Origin of the sequence: Enterobacter cloacae complex sp. 2015409 (assembly GCF_041365315.1) — a bacterium.
GTDB lineage: Bacteria > Pseudomonadota > Gammaproteobacteria > Enterobacterales > Enterobacteriaceae > Enterobacter > Enterobacter pseudoroggenkampii.
Genome location: NZ_JBFTVM010000001.1, coordinates 41,317 through 57,497, shown reverse-complemented (window position 1 = coordinate 57,497; position 16,181 = coordinate 41,317). Strand labels below are relative to the sequence as shown.

Sequence of the window (16,181 nt, the reverse complement as noted above, 5' to 3'; positions counted from 1 at the left end):
TACGGAAAAGAATGGAGGCAACCCATGTCCACCTCATATTTTGTCGCTGCCGACTGGCTGATTGAGCACGGCGACGATCCGGAAGTTCAGATTATCGACGCGCGTATGGCCCCTCCGGGACAAGAGCATCGTGACGTGCCCGGTGAATACCGTGCCGGGCATCTGCCGGGTGCGGTATTTTTTGATATTGAAGCCCTCTCCGATCACACCTCTCCCCTGCCGCACATGCTGCCGCGCCCGGAAGCGTTTTCCGTGGCGATGCGCGAGCTGGGCATCAGCAAAGACAAACACCTCGTTGTCTATGATGAAGGTAACCTCTTCTCCGCGCCGCGCGCGTGGTGGATGCTGAAAAACTTCGGCGTGGAAAAAATCTCGATTCTTGCCGGTGGGCTGGCGGGCTGGAAGCGCGACGAGCTGCCGCTTCAGCAGGGTGACGTCACGCTGCCGGAAGGTGAATTCGACGCGACCTTTGACACCCACGTGGTAAAACGCCTGACCGACGTGCTGGTCGTGAGCCATGAAAAAACGGCGCAAATCGTCGATGCCCGTCCTGCTCCACGCTTCAATGCCCAAGCGGATGAACCGCGTCCGGGGCTGAAGCGCGGACATATTCCGGGCGCGCTGAACGTGCCGTGGGGCGATCTGGTATTTGAGGGTGAGCTGAAAACTACCGACGAGCTGCGCGCCATTTTTGACCGTGCTGGCGTGGATTTACATCGTCCGATTATTGCCAGCTGTGGCTCCGGTGTTACGGCCTGCGTGGTGATCCTGGCGCTCGCCACGCTCGGCGCGAACGACGTCACGCTCTACGACGGCGCCTGGAGCGAATGGGGTGCGCGAGACGATCTGCCTGTCGAACCCGCGAAATAATGGATAACCGCCTGGCCACGCTGTTAACGCGCGGGGCATCGCTGACCCGCGCGGAGTATCGCGTCCTCGCCCACCTCACGGAGCATCCGCTGCTGGTGGGCAACATCACGGTGCGAGAGCTTGCTCAGGCGACGTTTGTTTCTACCGCCACCATCATGCGGCTGTGCCAGAAGCTGGGGTTCAGCGGCTTTAGCGAGTTTATCTGGCACTGCAAGCAGCTGCTCTCCGACACGCCGCATATTGCCGTTCAGGGGCAATCGCGTCCTGAGCTCCCGGCGCTGTTTAATCAGTTTATCGCCAACTATCAGCACACCTTTCAGTGGGTCACGCAGGAGAAGCGACAGCAGTTTGCCGACCTGCTGCGCCAGAAAGAGAGCTTCTTTCTCTACGGCGCCGGGTTTTCCTATCTCTTTGCGGAGTACCTGACCAAGAAGCTGCAGGTGTTGGGCAAAACGGCGTTTATCTCCGGGCCGGGGGACAGCAGGAATATTTTCCTCAGCAACGCCGCGCGCTATCAGGTGTTTATTGCCGTCTCGCGCAGCGGCGAAACGGAGCAGGTGCTGGATAAAGCGCGGATTGCCAAAAACGTCGGCATGACCATCGTCGCGTTTACCCGCGCCTCGGCCAACACGCTGGCAGAGATGGCCGACGTTCACTTTGCGCTCTATGACGAAGCGGTACACTACGCCGCCGAAGCCGCAGGGGTGACGTCGTTTGAGTCGAATCTGGTGCTGCTGATGGATTTACTGCTGCTGGAAGCAACGGGGTGACATTCACCCCGCCGTAATCAGATGATGCGGTTGGTTTTGAGATCGCGCAGGAAGCCGCCCCAGCGACGCTCGTAGAACGGGGTGATGTGCTCGGTAATAAAGTGGCTGATACCCTTCTCACCGTTTTTCACCTGACAAATATCAATCGGCTCATCGCCCGGTAGCGTGTCGGTCGCCACGCTGCCCGCCGCCTGAACGATCTCGTCGAAATCGCCATCGGCCTCAATACCGATCAACAGCACCGGCTTTTCGTCCGCGCGCTCTTTGATAGAGCAGAGAAACGCGCGCCTGACGGGCTTGAGCGTTTTGAACAGCGTCGTCAGGGAATCAATCATCTGCGCGGGCGGCTCGGCCACCTCAGACAGCAGCAGCGTTTCGCCCCCTTCAAGCACTTCCTGGGTGCTGAGCGGGTTGCCCTCTTCACCTATCAGGTGGCTGATTTCACGCGGCGTGAACTCTTTCCCGGTCGGCAATTTAGCGTTGAGGAACAGCGTCTGGCCCAGCGTCATTTCAAACAGGGTACGCACCGGCATTACCACGAACGCCTGTTCGTCTTCTACCGCTTCCTGCAGGGCTTCCAGCGAAGTAAAGAACGGGATCACCGACGTGCCGTCATCTTTCTCCCAGTGCAGCAGATCCAGCGCGCTGTCTTCGACAACCTGCTCACCTTCCGCCGCGGTGCCCGGCACCCAGACGGTGGATTCCAGCAGCGTGCGGAAAAAAGCCGGACGGTGGGCGGGCTCGGTCGCAGCCTGCTCCAGCAGGGTTTCTAATTCGTTTTTGGTATCTGACATAGTTTGGCTACTTCAAAAAACGCCGGGTGGCGCTTCGCTTACCCGGCCTACAAAACCGTAGGCCCGTGCAAGCGCAGCGCCGCCGGGCAATATGATGACTCCGAAGGCGCGCTTAAGCGTAGCGCCACCCGGCTAAAAAGATTACTCCGCCGTCAGCAGGTTCGCCACGGTACGCACACCCAGACCGGTTGCGCCCGCAGACCACTGCTCAACCGCGGCTTTACGGTACGTTGCGGAGCAGTCGATGTGCAGCCAGCCTTCATGATAATTCTCAACGAAGTGAGACAGGAAGCCTGCCGCGGTGCTTGCGCCCGCCGGGTACGCCGCGCTGGCGGTATTGTTCAGCTCGGCAAAGTTGGACGGCAGCTGGCTGCGGTGGAACTCGGCCAGCGGCAGACGCCAGAACGGTTCATTTTCTGCAGCGGCGCTGGCCAGCAGGCGAGCGGCCAGCTTGTCGTCGAAGCTGAACAGCGCATGGTAGTCGTTACCCAGCGCGGTTTTCGCCGCGCCGGTCAGGGTCGCCATATCGATAATCAGCTCTGGCTTCTGGGCAGACGCGTCGATCAGGCCATCGGCCAGCACCAGACGGCCTTCGGCGTCGGTGTTCATCACTTCGACGTTTTTGCCGTTGCGATAGCGAATGATGTCGCCCAGCTTGAAGGCGTTACCGCTCACCATGTTGTCCGCGCAGCACAGGTACAGCTTCACGCGCTTGTTCAGACCGCGGGTAATCGCAAACGCCAGCGCGCCGGTGATGGTGGCTGCACCGCCCATGTCAGACTTCATGGAGTCCATGAACGCGCTCTGCTTCAGGCTGTAGCCGCCGGTGTCGAAGGTGATACCTTTACCTACCAGGCAGGCAAAGACAGGAGCGTCTTTATTGCCGGTTGGGTTGTAGTCCAGCGCCAGCAGCACCGGTGGACGCTCAGAACCACGGCCCACGGTATGAATACCCATGTAGTTCTGCTCGCGCAGGTCTTCACCCTTGGTGATGCGGTAGGACATCTTGTCGCCCGCCACGCCGCACAGCAGGTCAACGGCGCGCTGCGCCAGCTGCTCCGGGCCTAACTCTTCCGCCGGAGCGTTGATGGTGTCGCGCACCCAGTCGATAATTTGCAGGCGGCTTTCCAGCTCTTTCTGACCGGCTTCGTCGAGGTTTGCCCACTCAATTTTGCGGGTGCCTTTTGGGCCTTTGTAGCCTGCCCAGAATGCCCAACTGCGGTCGGTGTCCCAACCTTCGCCTTCCAGGGAGACATGCTTAATGCCCAGACCGTCAATTTTACGCGCGGCGCGCTGGATCAGGCCCAAATCATCGTTGCCCGTCAGGTGCAGGGTAATACCGTCGTTGTTGATGCTGTAGCTGGCTTTCTCGCCCCAGCGCGCGTCGGCGGGCTGCGTAGAGAGCGTAATCTTCATCGCTTCGGTCATTTTATTTTTCCTTATTAGCAACTAGCAAACGGGCCGCCTGAAGGCAGCCCGTTTTGTTATTTATTCTGCTTCATCTAACCAGACTAACAGAATCGCCTCCAGAATTTTTTCATTGGATGCGTTTGGATCGTCGTCGAAATCCTCTAAATCGCAGATCCACTGGTGCATGTCGGTGAATCGTACGGTCTTCGGATCGAGATCCGGGTTCGCGTCGTAGAGCGCTTCGCCGATTTCACTGCTGTCTGTCCACTTCAGTCCCATATCAATGCTCGCGTGCGTGGTTGATGGTGTAGCGTGGGAATTCCACGACCAGATCTTCATCGGTCACCGCAGCCTGGCAGCTCAGGCGGCTGTCTGGCTCCAGACCCCATGCTTTATCCAGCATGTCGTCTTCGTCTTCGGTGCTCTCGGCAAGAGAGTCAAAACCTTCACGCACGATGCAGTGGCAGGTGGTGCAGGCACAGGATTTCTCACAGGCGTGTTCCACTTCGATACCTGCACGCAGGGCAACATCGAGAATGGTTTCACCGGTCTTCGCTTCCAGAACAGCGCCATCCGGACAGAGGTCCGCATGAGGCAAAATTACAATCTTTGGCATATTAAACCTCGTCCACGGACTGGCCTTTCAGCGCGACGCGGACAGATTTGTCCATGCGGCGAGCAGCAAAGTCCTGGGTTTGTTTATCAACGTTTTTAATGGCTTCTTCTATTGCGTCAGCGTCATTGCCTTCGGCCACGGCGCTTAAGCGCGCGGCGGCTTCGTCAATCACCTGACGCTCAGCGGCGCTGAGCAGCGCGGCGTCGGCAGCGAGCGCGCCGGTCAGGCTTTCCAGCACGCGGGCGGCTTCAACTTTCTGCTCCGCCAGCATACGCGCCTTCACATCCTGCTCGGCGTAGCTCATTGAGTCCTGAATCATAGAGGCGATTTCGCCATCGGTCAGGCCGTAGGACGGCTTCACCTGGATGGACGATTCCACGCCGGTGGATTTTTCCATCGCCGTGACGCTCAGCAGGCCGTCGGCATCCACCTGGAAGGTGACGCGAATATGCGCCCCGCCTGCAGGCAGCGCCGGGATACCGCGCAGCGCAAAGCGCGCCAGAGAGCGGCAGTCCTGCACCAGCTCGCGTTCGCCCTGCATCACGTGGATGGACATCGCGGTCTGGCCGTCTTTAAAGGTGGTGAACTCCTGCGCGCGCGCCACCGGAATGGTGGTGTTACGCGGGATCACTTTCTCCACCAGGCCGCCCATGGTTTCTAAGCCCAGCGACAGCGGGATGACGTCCAGCAGCAGCATTTCGCTGTCCGGCTTGTTGCCGACCAGAATATCGGCCTGGATTGCGGCACCTACAGCAACCACTTTGTCCGGGTCGATGGAGGTCAGCGGCGTGCGGCCAAAGAATTCGCCCACGCGCTCGCGCACCAGCGGCACGCGGGTCGAACCGCCCACCATGACCACTTCCAGCACCTCGTTCGCCTCAACGCCCGCATCTTTCAATGCGCGACGGCAGGCCAGTAAGGTGCGTTTCACCAGTGGGGCGATCAGATCGCTGAACTGATCGCGGGTGATATCACCCTGCCAGCCCGCAACATTGACGGTAACCGTCTGCGCATCGCTCAGGGCGATTTTGGCGTCGATGGCCGCATCCAGCAGTTCACGCTGTACGCGCGCATCGCTGCGATCGCTGATGCCCGCCTGCTCGCGAATGTAGTCCGCCAGCAGATGGTCGAAGTCATCACCGCCCAGCGCGGAATCCCCGCCGGTCGCCAGCACTTCAAATACCCCACGGCTCAGGCGCAGGATTGAAATATCAAAGGTACCGCCGCCGAGATCGTAAACCGCAATGACCCCTTCCTGACCGGAGTCGAGGCCGTAGGCAATCGCCGCCGCCGTCGGTTCGTTCAGCAGACGCAGCACGTGCAGGCCCGCCAGACGCGCGGCGTCTTTGGTGCCCTGACGCTGTGCATCGTCAAAGTACGCAGGAACGGTGATCACCACGCCGTCCAGGTCGCCGCCGAGCGTTGCCGTAGCGCGCTCCGCCAGCGCTTTGAGAATGTCAGCAGAAACACGAATCGGGTTCAGCAGACCGGCCGCGGTCGCGATCATCGGCAGGCCGTTTTCACTGGCCTGCAGCTGATACGGCAGATGCGGGTAGCGGGTCTGAATATCGGCCAGCGAGCGGCCCATCATGCGCTTGACGGAGCTGATGGTGTTGGCCGGATCGCGCGCGGCGTTGGCGCGGGCGTCATAGCCGACCGCGTGACCCTGCTGCTGGTAGTGGACCACGGAAGGCAGCAGATGGCGGCCCTGCTCGTCAGCCAGCGTTTCCGCCTGGCCGCTGCGCACGGTCGCCACGAGGGAATTGGTGGTGCCCAGGTCAATACCCACCGCCAGACGACGCTGGTGCGGTGCGGCACTTAAGCCAGGCTCACTAATTTGTAATAAGGCCATAATTGCTTCCGAAATTAAAAATCGAGCAGCTTTTCTTCGAGTTGTTCAGCACTGCTTCGCAGTTTATCGAGAAAACGGAGTTTGCGCACAGTATCTGCCGCCACGTCCCAGGTCTCGTTGTTCAGTTGCTCCACCATCTGCTGATGGCGGGTATCGAACATGCCCTTCACGCGCGTAATAAAGCTTTCCAGACGCGCTTCGTCTTTGGCCTGTTCAATCTCATCGAGCTCTTCGCGAAGCTCCAGCTGCTCCATCAGAAACGCCGTGTCGCGCACGGTGTGCTGTTCGCTCGCCAGATCAAAACCGTGGAGCGAGAGCAGATATTCAGCGCGCGCCAGCGGATGACGCAGCGTCTGCCAGGCCTGGTTGATGGTCGCAGAGTGCGATACCGCAGCCAGCTGTTCTGCCTGAGTACCGCTCGCGAATTTGTCCGGATGGTACTGACGCTGAAGATCCTGAAAGCGGATCGTCAGCGCCTGGAGATCAATCGGGTATTGAGCGGGAAGTCCGAAGAGAGTGAAGTAATCCATAACAATCTCAGGGGTAGCCTGTTATAACAAACCCCACGCGCAGCGGGTACGCCACGGTGGGGTTTCGGATGACGCGCGGTTAAACGTGGAAGCTTTCGCCGCAACCACACTCGTCTTTGACGTTCGGGTTCGTGAATTTAAACCCTTCGTTCAGGCCTTCTTTAACGAAGTCCAGCTGAGTGCCGTTGAGGAATTGCAGGCTTTTGCCATCGACCACCACCTTCACGCCCTTGTCTTCAAACACGGTGTCGTCAGACGCCGGTTCATCAACAAACTCCAGTACGTAAGCCATACCAGAACAGCCGGAGGTACGTACGCCCAGTCGCAGGCCAAAGCCTTTACCACGGTTCGCCAGAAAAGAGCTTACTCGCGCGGCAGCGCTGTCGCTAAGGGTAATCGACATACTCAAACCTCAATTATTTTGCTTCACGTTTGCTTTTGTAATCCGCAATGGCGGCTTTGATCGCGTCTTCTGCCAGAATTGAGCAGTGAATTTTCACCGGTGGCAGTTCGAGTTCTTCAGCAATATCCGTGTTCTTGATTGCCTGTGCTTCGTCCAGAGACTTGCCCTTCACCCATTCGGTGACCAGGGAGCTGGACGCGATAGCAGAACCGCAGCCGTAGGTCTTGAAGCGCGCGTCTTCAATGATACCTTCATTGTTGACTTTAATCTGCAACTTCATCACGTCGCCACACGCCGGCGCACCGACCATGCCGCTACCAACAGATTCGTCACTGTTGTCAAAAGAGCCAACGTTGCGTGGGTTTTCGTAATGATCGATGACTTTTTCGCTGTATGCCATGATTGAATTCTCCTTATGTACCGATTAGTGATGTGACCATTCAATGCTGTTAAGATCCACGCCCTGCTTGAACATTTCCCACAGTGGAGAAAGGTCGCGCAGACGGCCAATGGAGTTGCGAACCAGCTTGATGGTGTAGTCAATCTCTTCTTCGGTAGTGAAACGACCTAAAGAGAAACGGATAGAGCTGTGTGCCAGCTCGTCAGTCATACCCAGCGCGCGCAGCACGTAGGATGGCTCAAGGCTTGCAGAGGTACAGGCAGAACCGGAAGAAACCGCCAGGTCTTTCAGCGCCATGATCAGCGACTCGCCTTCAACATAGTTGAAGCTGACGTTGAGGATGTTCGGTGCGCCCTGCTCGAGATCGCCGTTCAGATACACTTCTTCCATATCTTTCACGCCGTCCCACAGACGGTTACGCAGCGTGCGCAGGCGTGCCATCTCGGTTTCCATCTCTTCTTTTGCAATGCGGTAGGCTTCGCCCATGCCCACGATCTGGTGAACAGGCAGCGTACCGGAACGCATGCCGCGCTCGTGACCGCCACCGTGCATCTGTGCTTCGATGCGGATACGTGGTTTACGACGCACGTACAGCGCGCCAATCCCTTTCGGGCCATAGATTTTGTGGCCGGAGAAGGACATCAGGTCAACTTTCAGCTGGCTCAGGTCGATAGGCAGTTTGCCCACGCTCTGGGTCGCGTCCACGTGGTAGATGATACCGCGCGCGCGGCACATTTCGCCGATGGTCGCGATGTCTTGTACCACGCCGATTTCGTTGTTGACGTGCATGATGGAAACCAAAATGGTGTCATCACGCATGGCCGCTTCGAGCTCTTTCAGGTCGATGATGCCGTTGCTCTGTGGCGCCAGGTAGGTGACTTCATACCCTTCACGCTCCAGCTGACGGCAGGTGTCCAGCACGGCTTTATGTTCGGTTTTGCTGGTGATGATGTGCTTGCCTTTTTTCTGATAAAAGTTGGCTGCACCTTTGATCGCCAGGTTGTCGGATTCGGTCGCACCGGAGGTGAAAACAATCTCACGCGGGTCGGCACCCACCAGGTCAGCAATCTGATTACGGGCGATATCAACCGCCTCTTCAGCATGCCAGCCAAAACGGTGTGAACGGGAAGCTGGGTTACCAAAGTTTCCGTCCAGGGTCAGACACTGCATCATTTTCTCGGCAACACGCGGGTCCACCGGCGTGGTTGCGGAGTAATCGAGATAAATCGGTAATTTCATTGCTCTTTAAACTCCGTACATCGCTTCAATGCAAGGAATCAGGCAACCGGCTGGATGTACGACCGAGTACACGGGGCGAGTCTTCGCCCCGGCCTGATTCTGAAATACTTATCGTTTTATTACGCGCGCAGTTTGACGTCGATAGCGTCCTGCGCGCGGGTGCTGCGTTGGGAATCCTGACTGTGCTGACGACCAGAGACATCCAGAACTTCCTGGTTATTGACCAGTTCACCCAGGGTGATGTTGTTCAGGAAGCCGGTGAGACGGTCGCTCAGATCGCGCCACAGCGCGTGGGTCAGGCACTTATCGCCGCCCTGGCAGCCGCCTTTACCCTGGCAACGGGTCGCGTCAACGGATTCGTCAACTGCGCTAATCACTTCACCAACTGCAATACTGCCCGCGTCTTTACCCAGCAGATAACCGCCGCCTGGACCACGAACGCTGGAAACCAGTCCATTTTTACGCAGTCTGGAGAACAGCTGTTCCAGATAAGAGAGGGAGATCCCTTGTCGTTCAGAAATATCAGCCAACGGAACCGGGCCCGCTTCGGAGTTGAGCGCAACGTCCAGCATCGCGGTCACGGCATAACGCCCTTTAGATGTCAGTCTCATGTCTTACTTAACCTCAAACTCGCCCCTGCCCGGGGTTTTTTATAGTAAAATGGGGTATTGCATAGCAGGGCCAAGTCTGACATTCCTGACTAAAATGGTCAACTATTTACTTGACTGTTTTAGTCAGGTATTTAACCTTCTGTGCCTTCATAATACAGGTGCGGCCTGATGCCCTCACCCCGCCCCTCTCCCACAGGGAGAGAGAAAACAAACCGGCACTACTCTTTATTCTTCTGCTCAATCGACGCCAGAATCCCGCGCAGGATGTTCAGCTCCTGGCTTTCCGGACGCGCGCGGGTAAACATACGGCGCAGCTTGTTCATCACCTGGCCCGGGTGGCCTTCACGGATAAAGCCGGTTGAGAGCAGCGTCTGCTCCAGGTGACCGTAGAAACGCTCAAGGTCGTCCACCAGCGGGTAAGCCGTCTCTTCTTTCGGCTCGACCTCTTTTTCCTGCGTTGCCAGCCACGCCATACGGACTTCGTAAGCGATAACCTGCACCGCCATCGCCAGGTTCAGCGAGCTGTACTCCGGGTTTGCCGCAATCGCGACGTGATAATGACACTTCTGCAGCTCGTCGTTGGTCAGGCCAACGCGCTCGCGGCCAAACACCAGCGCAACCGGCGCCTGTTCTGCCTCCGAGACACTTTTCAGGCCGCATTCACGCGGATCGAGCATTGGCCACGGCAGCGTGCGCGAACGCGCGCTGGTACCCACAACGAGGCTGCAGCCGGCCAGCGCTTCGTCAAGGGTGTCGACGATCTGGGCATTGCCGATCACGTCGCTGGCCCCGGCCGCCAGCGCGATAGCCTGCGAGTCGGGTTTCACCAGCGGGTTAACCAGCCACAGGTTCGTTAAGCCCATGGTTTTCATAGCGCGGGCAACGGAGCCCATGTTGCCGGTGTGCGATGTTTCGACCAGCACGATTCGAATGTTTTGCAGCATAATTTTTAATGTCTGAATTCAGCGTCTGAAGAATATTCGGGCATATTATCATAAACGGGAGACATAATCCGATCCCGCTGCTATACTCTGCGCCGATTTTCCTGTTCTTTAACATCCAGTGAGAGAGACCGATGCATCCGATGCTGACCATCGCCGTGCGCGCAGCGCGCAAGGCGGGTAATGTAATTGCCAAACACTACGAAACGCCAGACTCCGTAGAAACCAGCCAGAAAGGCAGCAATGATTTCGTGACGAACGTCGATAAAGCCGCAGAAGCGATTATTATCGAAACGATCCGCAAATCTTACCCACAGCACACCATCATCACCGAAGAAAGCGGTGAACATGAAGGTACCGATCAGGATGTTCAATGGGTTATCGATCCACTGGATGGCACCACCAACTTCGTCAAACGCCTGCCACACTTCTCTGTGTCTATCGCAGTACGCATTAAAGGCCGTACTGAAGTCGCCGTTGTGTACGATCCAATGCGTAACGAACTGTTCACCGCGACCCGCGGTCAGGGCGCACAGCTGAACGGCTACCGTCTGCGCTGCAGCAACGCACGCGATCTGGACGGCACCATCCTGGCGACCGGTTTCCCGTTCAAGGCAAAACAGCACGCGACCACCTATATGAATATCCTGGGCAAACTGTTCACCGAATGCGCGGACTTCCGTCGCACCGGTTCTGCTGCGCTGGATCTGGCCTATGTTGCCACCGGCCGCGTTGACGGTTACTTCGAACTCTCACTGAAGCCATGGGATTTTGCAGCGGGCGAGCTGATCGCGCGTGAAGCAGGCGCCATTGTTTGCGACTTCACCGGCGGCCATAACTATCTGTCTACCGGCAACATCGTTGCGGGTAACCCACGCGTTGTTAAAGCCATGCTGGCAAACATGCGTGATGAACTGAGCGATGCGCTGAAGCGTTAATCCCGGTAATTCCCTCTCCCTGTGGGAGAGGGAATTGAAACTAAAAAGGCCGCAATCCCCTTCCCACCGGCACCGCACTCATCCACATCGTTACCGCCGCTACCAGCAGAATCACCCCGCCCGCCAGCGCGAGCGTTGTCCAGCCAACCTGCCGCCACAGCACCGGTGTTTTATTGCCGCTGAGTTTGACCGCCAGCTGACGGAAGCTGTGTACCAGCAGCGCTAAAGACGAAATGGTGAGAGAGGTTCCTGCCGCCATCGCCAGCGCGGACAGCATGCCCCAGCCGAACACGCCTATCACCTTACTGAACAGCAGCACCATGATGGCACCCGAACACGGGCGCATGCCCATAGAGAGAACAATCACTAGCCGCGCGCGCCAGTCGTCGCCGTTCTGTAATTGTTCCTGCGTGGGCAAATGCTGATGTCCGCAGCCGCAGTTTTCATCATGAACGTGGTGCGGCGTAAAGGTTTTGAATTTCGGCTTTTGCAGCAGCACGCGCAGCTTTTTGAGCGCCCGCCAGCAGAGGATCAGCCCCAGCAGGCCCACCAGCGCATAGCTCCCTTTTTCAAGCCAGAAGCTGCTCATGTGCAGCTGGCGCGCTGGAAGCTGCAAAAGTGAAAGCACAACAAAGACCAGCGCAATCGCCACGCCGCCCTGCAGCAGCGAGGAGGCCAGCGTCAGGCCGATACTCGATTTGAGCTTCGACGGATGGGTAGCAAGCCAGGTGGTAATGACGATTTTGCCGTGCCCCGGCCCCAGGGCGTGCAGAACGCCATAGACAAAACTGAACGCCAGCAGGGAACCACCCGCTTTGGTCGGGTTCTCCGCCACCGCCTTCAGCAGACCGCTCATCTGCTGGTTGACCTCACGCTGCCAGATAATACTTTTCATCATGACCTGCGGCCAGGCCTGCCACAGCCACAGCGCACCGCCAGTTGCTAATAGTAAAAAGAGCGCCAGCGGCCAGAGGTGCAGCCAGCGGCGCGGTTTCCGAACCGGAGAGGAGATCACTGACATTGTAACGTCACCTCCTGCGCAAACTGTTTACCCAATTCCATATCCTCGGGTGGGGCATCTTCTTTATCAAGCGAGACCGCAAAGTTCAGCGTCTCTTCGCTGGGTTTCGGGGTGTGCACGCCAATTTTGCAGCTTTTTTGCAGCGCGTCCGGCAGCCGTACGTCGCTGTCTTTGTCATAGCGCATGTCAACATAGTAGGTAGGGTCAAAGGTGGAAAAGCGGTACGTTTGCCCCGCCAGCGGCTGCGGATGCGCCAGCGGAAGCACGAACGTCAGCACCGCCTGGTGCCCTTCACGCGTCATCCCGTATTCCGTGGGTCGGTTCAGAAATTTGACCTTTTGCCCGTTGTGCCAGAACTCGGTGAAGTAGTGCTGGCCGAGCACGTTGGCCATTACTTCCGCCGCCAGCTTTTTCCAGATTTCATCGCCGGGCTTCGCATTTCCCGCATCGTAGAGCAGATCGGCCGAGGTGATTTCATCCATCGTCCAGCGCATTTTCAGGCCGCTCAATTGCGTGCCGTCGGTGACCAGCTCGGTTTTGAGGTCGATAAAGCTGTGAGGGTGCGCGCTGGCGGTTAAGCTGATAACCGCCAAAAATAACGCCATCGCACATTGTTTAACTGTTTGCATCAATTCCTCACGTCAAAAATTCTGTGATGTTCCCCAGCAATCCTGAGTGAAAGGCCTGCCGGCGCGCTTTTCAGCGCTCATCCTTTAGCTATTCTTATCAAACATTCACACTGGATACCCGACAGATGATGACGACGCTTGAAATTCCATCTGTGCTTTCCAGTTCGCAGCGCCGCTGCCAGGTGCTTTTGATGCTTTACCTGCCCGATGCTGCCGTCACCGCACAGAGCATAATCGCTGCCAACGGCGTGGATGACGCGATGGCACGGCAAGATATAGCCGAGACGCGCGATGAAATCCAGCGCTATCACCGGCTGGATATCGTCACGCACCACGACGGCTGCTACCGGATTGAAGGCACAGCCCTGAATCAGCGTTTATGCCTGCTGCACTGGCTGCGCCGGGCGCTGCGGCTTTGCCCGCAGTTTGTCTCGCACCAGTTTACCCCCGCATTAAAAACCGCGCTTAAACAACACGGCATTGCGCGTCCGCTTTACGACGATGCGAACCTGAGGGCGCTGATCGGCTTCTGCTCACGCAAGCTCCAGCGCCAGTTTGAATGCCGCGACGTCCAGTTTTTACAACTCTATCTACAATACTGCCTTATTCAGCACCAGCTCGGGAATACGCCGCAGTTTTCCCACGTTCAGCGCAGCTGGACCCAGTCGAGAGGGGAGTATTTTACGGCCCAGGAGATCGTGCGCCACTGGAGACGGCGCGTCCCGCAGGGTGCCCACGGGAATGAACAGCTGTTTCTGGCGCTGCTGTTTATGATGCTCCGCACGCCCGATCCGGTGCTTGATAAGCACCAGCAGGATCAGCGTCTACGTCGGGCCATCGTGCGCATGGTGGCCCGCTTTCGTTCCCAGACCGGGATGAACTTCAGCGATGAACAAGGGCTGACCGATCAGCTGTATATCCATCTGGCTCAGGCTCTGGACCGTTCGCTGTTTGAGATCGGCATCGACAATAACCTGCCGGAGGAGATCCACCGCCTTTATCCCCGACTGTTACGCACCACGAAAGAGGCGCTGTTTGAGCTGGAGGCGGAATTTGGGCTGCGTTTTTCCGATGAAGAGATGAGCCTCGTGGCGGTGATTTTTGGCGCCTGGCTGATGCAGGAGACTGACCTGCATGAAAAACAGGTGATCCTGCTGACGGGAGACGATAAAGCCAGCGAGGAGCGGATTGAACAGCAGCTTCGCGAGCTGACGCTGCTGCCGCTCAACATTCGCTACCTGACGCTGCAGGCCTTTCAGAAAGAGGGGGCGCCGCGCGAAGCCGCGCTGGTTATCACCCCCTACCCTACGGCCCTGCCGCTGTTCTCGCCGCCGTTGATTCATGCCGTTGAGACATTGAACGCGCAGCAGCAAGAACATATTCGCGCCATGCTGGAATCATAGCGACGCGCGGGCGGCCACTTTAGGGCGAACAACGATGGCGGGCAAGGCGACCAGCGCCATCACCCAGAAGACGCCGTGCCCCAGATGCTGATAGAGAAACCCCGCAAACACCGTCATGATCGCGATACTGCCCCCCATTGCCACTGCCGAATAGACGGCCTGCAGGCGAATCACGTCCCCGCCCTCGCGCGCAGCGATATAGCGCATGGCTGCCAGATGGCACACGGTAAAGGTGCCGCAGTGAAGAATTTGCGCCACAATCAGCCACGGCAGATCGGTCGTCCAGCCCATAATCCCCCAGCGCGCCACCCCACACACGGCGGAAAGCAGCAGCAGGTCACGTGCGCCAAAGCGACGGAACAGTTTTTTGCTCAGGGCAAAGATAATGACTTCTGCCACCACGCCCAGCGACCATAGATAGCCCACGGCGGAAGCGGAATACCCTGCCCCCTGCCAGTAGATGGCGCTGAAGCCATAATACGCCGCATGCGCCCCCTGAAGGAGGCACACACACGCCAGAAAACGCCAGCTTTGTGCGACCAGGCTCCGCCATGCGGGCCAGCCGGCGCTCTCCTGATGGCGGCTTTCCCCTTGCGGCATCACCGACGGTCGCAGCAGCATACCCAGCAGCATCGAGGCAATACCGATGCTCAACAGGGCAAGAATGGCGCGGTAATCGTACAGGCTGACCAGTTTGCCCACCAGCGCCGAGCCAATCACAAAGGCGATAGAGCCCCACAGGCGCACGCGACCGTAATCCATGGTGATCTGCTTTTGCCAGGTGTTCGCCAGGGCATCCGTCAGCGGCACCAGCGGTGAGAAGAACAGGTTAAAGCCGACCATCACCACCATCAGCCAGGCAAACTGGTGGCTGACCCAGAAGCAGGCCACAAAGACCAGGGTCAGCAGAGCAAGAATGCGCACGGCCTTGATCAGTAAGGAGGGATCGCTGACGCGCGGGGCAATCAGCAGGCTGCCGAGGAAACGCGCCACCAGCCCGGCCCCCAGCAGGACGCCGATGGTCTCGGGCGTCAGGCCGATACCCTTGAGCCAGACGCTCCAGAAGGGCAGAAAAATACCGTAGCTAAAGAAATAGGTGAAATAACTGAGCGCCAGCCAGCGCGTGGAATGCAAGACCATGAATCCCTCCCGAAATCGAGGCCATAGTCTGGCGAGAATATAAAAATTAAGCAAGTAGATAGCCTGCTATAAATTAACGAAAAATTAACATCTTGTGCAGTCGCCTGGCTTATGGCAGGGAATGGAAATATGTATTACGTTTAAATTACTCCACTTGCAGAGGTTTTCTGCCATGAACTCACTACGTTATCTCGATTTCGGTCAGTCGCGTCACCTGCTGCTGTTGATCGGCCGCATCGCGCTTGTCGTGTTGTTTATTATTTTTGGTTATCCAAAACTGACGGGGTTTAGCGGCACCGTACAATACATGACCTCGCTGGGAACGCCGATGCCCATGCTGGCGGCCATTATTGCGGTGGTGATGGAAGTACCTGCCGCCATTCTGATCGTACTGGGCTTTTTCACCCGTCCTCTCGCGGTACTGTTTGTGTTCTACACCCTCGGAACGGCGGTGATTGGGCATCACTACTGGGATATGACCGGTGATGCGGTCGTACCGAATATGATTAACTTCTACAAGAACATCAGCATTGCCGGTGCTTTTATTTTGCTGGCCATTGTCGGTCCAGGAGCTATTTCCCTTGACCGGCGTTAAGCCATAAAAAAAGGCCGCA

Annotated in this window: 19 protein-coding genes; 5 read left to right on the top strand and 14 right to left on the bottom strand. The window is 57.6% G+C overall.

Going from position 1 to position 16,181, the window contains the following annotated elements; genetic code table 11:
* The first annotated feature begins 24 nt into the window (after positions 1-24).
* Together sseA and ACDO57_RS00285 are read left to right on the top strand one after the other, a co-directional pair.
* Positions 25-870 carry a 3-mercaptopyruvate sulfurtransferase gene (sseA, locus tag ACDO57_RS00290; protein ID WP_370883380.1) on the top strand — a complete coding sequence of 282 codons (846 nt, stop codon included), beginning with the start codon at positions 25-27 and terminating at the stop codon, positions 868-870.
* Positions 870-1,640, top strand: coding sequence for a MurR/RpiR family transcriptional regulator (locus ACDO57_RS00285; RefSeq protein ID WP_024908646.1), 771 nt, complete (start codon positions 870-872; stop codon positions 1,638-1,640). Before sseA ends, ACDO57_RS00285 begins: the two co-directional genes overlap by 1 nt.
* Before the next feature lie 17 nt (positions 1,641-1,657).
* On the opposite strand, the gene sseB is transcribed toward ACDO57_RS00285, so the two are convergent.
* The 11 genes from sseB to trmJ all read right to left on the bottom strand — a co-directional run bounded on the left by sseB (position 1,658) and on the right by trmJ (position 10,439).
* Positions 1,658-2,434, bottom strand: coding sequence for an enhanced serine sensitivity protein SseB (sseB, locus tag ACDO57_RS00280; RefSeq protein ID WP_032648693.1), 777 nt, complete (start codon positions 2,432-2,434; stop codon positions 1,658-1,660).
* Positions 2,435-2,575: 141 nt separating this feature from the next.
* Entirely contained in the window at positions 2,576-3,862 is a 1,287-nt protein-coding gene (gene pepB / locus ACDO57_RS00275; protein ID WP_248165389.1) for an aminopeptidase PepB, read from the bottom strand.
* 60 nt (positions 3,863-3,922) lie between these two features.
* A complete protein-coding gene (gene iscX, locus ACDO57_RS00270) occupies positions 3,923-4,123 on the bottom strand; it encodes a Fe-S cluster assembly protein IscX (protein ID WP_370883379.1) in 201 nt (66 codons plus the stop codon).
* A 1-nt stretch (position 4,124) separates the two neighbouring features.
* Positions 4,125-4,460 (bottom strand): ISC system 2Fe-2S type ferredoxin, encoded by a 336-nt coding sequence (gene fdx, locus ACDO57_RS00265; RefSeq protein ID WP_003860652.1) that lies wholly within the window; start codon positions 4,458-4,460, stop codon positions 4,125-4,127.
* Between the two features lies 1 nt (position 4,461).
* Positions 4,462-6,312, bottom strand: coding sequence for a Fe-S protein assembly chaperone HscA (gene hscA, locus ACDO57_RS00260; RefSeq protein WP_370883378.1), 1,851 nt, complete (start codon positions 6,310-6,312; stop codon positions 4,462-4,464).
* Between the two features lie 14 nt (positions 6,313-6,326).
* A complete protein-coding gene (hscB, locus tag ACDO57_RS00255) occupies positions 6,327-6,842 on the bottom strand; it encodes a co-chaperone HscB (protein ID WP_024908642.1) in 516 nt (171 codons plus the stop codon).
* A 79-nt stretch (positions 6,843-6,921) separates the two neighbouring features.
* Entirely contained in the window at positions 6,922-7,245 is a 324-nt protein-coding gene (gene iscA / locus ACDO57_RS00250; protein ID WP_003860659.1) for an iron-sulfur cluster assembly protein IscA, read from the bottom strand.
* A 13-nt stretch (positions 7,246-7,258) separates the two neighbouring features.
* Complete coding sequence (iscU, locus tag ACDO57_RS00245; protein ID WP_003860661.1) at positions 7,259-7,645, bottom strand: Fe-S cluster assembly scaffold IscU; 387 nt, start codon at positions 7,643-7,645, stop codon at positions 7,259-7,261.
* Positions 7,646-7,669: 24 nt separating this feature from the next.
* The gene (gene iscS / locus ACDO57_RS00240) at positions 7,670-8,884 is read right to left on the bottom strand and encodes a cysteine desulfurase (protein ID WP_008502157.1); all 1,215 of its coding nucleotides are present in this window, start codon (positions 8,882-8,884) and stop codon (positions 7,670-7,672) included.
* A gap of 119 nt (positions 8,885-9,003) precedes the next feature.
* Complete coding sequence (gene iscR, locus ACDO57_RS00235) at positions 9,004-9,495, bottom strand: Fe-S cluster assembly transcriptional regulator IscR (RefSeq protein ID WP_024908641.1); 492 nt, start codon at positions 9,493-9,495, stop codon at positions 9,004-9,006.
* Positions 9,496-9,713: 218 nt separating this feature from the next.
* The gene (trmJ, locus tag ACDO57_RS00230) at positions 9,714-10,439 is read right to left on the bottom strand and encodes a tRNA (cytosine(32)/uridine(32)-2'-O)-methyltransferase TrmJ (protein WP_024908640.1); all 726 of its coding nucleotides are present in this window, start codon (positions 10,437-10,439) and stop codon (positions 9,714-9,716) included.
* Positions 10,440-10,570: 131 nt separating this feature from the next.
* On the opposite strand from trmJ, the gene suhB reads away from it, so the two are divergent.
* Positions 10,571-11,374 carry an inositol-1-monophosphatase gene (gene suhB, locus ACDO57_RS00225; protein ID WP_024908639.1) on the top strand — a complete coding sequence of 268 codons (804 nt, stop codon included), beginning with the start codon at positions 10,571-10,573 and terminating at the stop codon, positions 11,372-11,374.
* A 40-nt stretch (positions 11,375-11,414) separates the two neighbouring features.
* Here the strand turns inward: suhB and ACDO57_RS00220 are convergent, their stop codons facing one another.
* Both ACDO57_RS00220 and ACDO57_RS00215 read right to left on the bottom strand, forming a co-directional pair.
* Entirely contained in the window at positions 11,415-12,395 is a 981-nt protein-coding gene (locus ACDO57_RS00220) for a nickel/cobalt transporter (RefSeq protein ID WP_370883377.1), read from the bottom strand.
* Complete coding sequence (locus ACDO57_RS00215) at positions 12,386-13,024, bottom strand: DUF1007 family protein (RefSeq protein ID WP_024908637.1); 639 nt, start codon at positions 13,022-13,024, stop codon at positions 12,386-12,388. Before ACDO57_RS00215 ends, ACDO57_RS00220 begins: the two co-directional genes overlap by 10 nt.
* A gap of 125 nt (positions 13,025-13,149) precedes the next feature.
* Here ACDO57_RS00215 and csiE point away from each other — a divergent pair, with 125 nt between their 5' ends.
* Complete coding sequence (gene csiE, locus ACDO57_RS00210; protein ID WP_370883376.1) at positions 13,150-14,427, top strand: stationary phase inducible protein CsiE; 1,278 nt, start codon at positions 13,150-13,152, stop codon at positions 14,425-14,427.
* On the opposite strand, the gene ACDO57_RS00205 is transcribed toward csiE, so the two are convergent.
* Positions 14,422-15,567, bottom strand: coding sequence for a 3-phenylpropionate MFS transporter (locus ACDO57_RS00205; protein ID WP_008502163.1), 1,146 nt, complete (start codon positions 15,565-15,567; stop codon positions 14,422-14,424). The genes csiE and ACDO57_RS00205 overlap by 6 nt on opposite strands.
* A gap of 172 nt (positions 15,568-15,739) precedes the next feature.
* Here ACDO57_RS00205 and ACDO57_RS00200 point away from each other — a divergent pair, with 172 nt between their 5' ends.
* Positions 15,740-16,162 (top strand): DoxX family protein, encoded by a 423-nt coding sequence (locus ACDO57_RS00200; protein ID WP_024908634.1) that lies wholly within the window; start codon positions 15,740-15,742, stop codon positions 16,160-16,162.
* Positions 16,163-16,181: the final 19 nt, after the last annotated feature.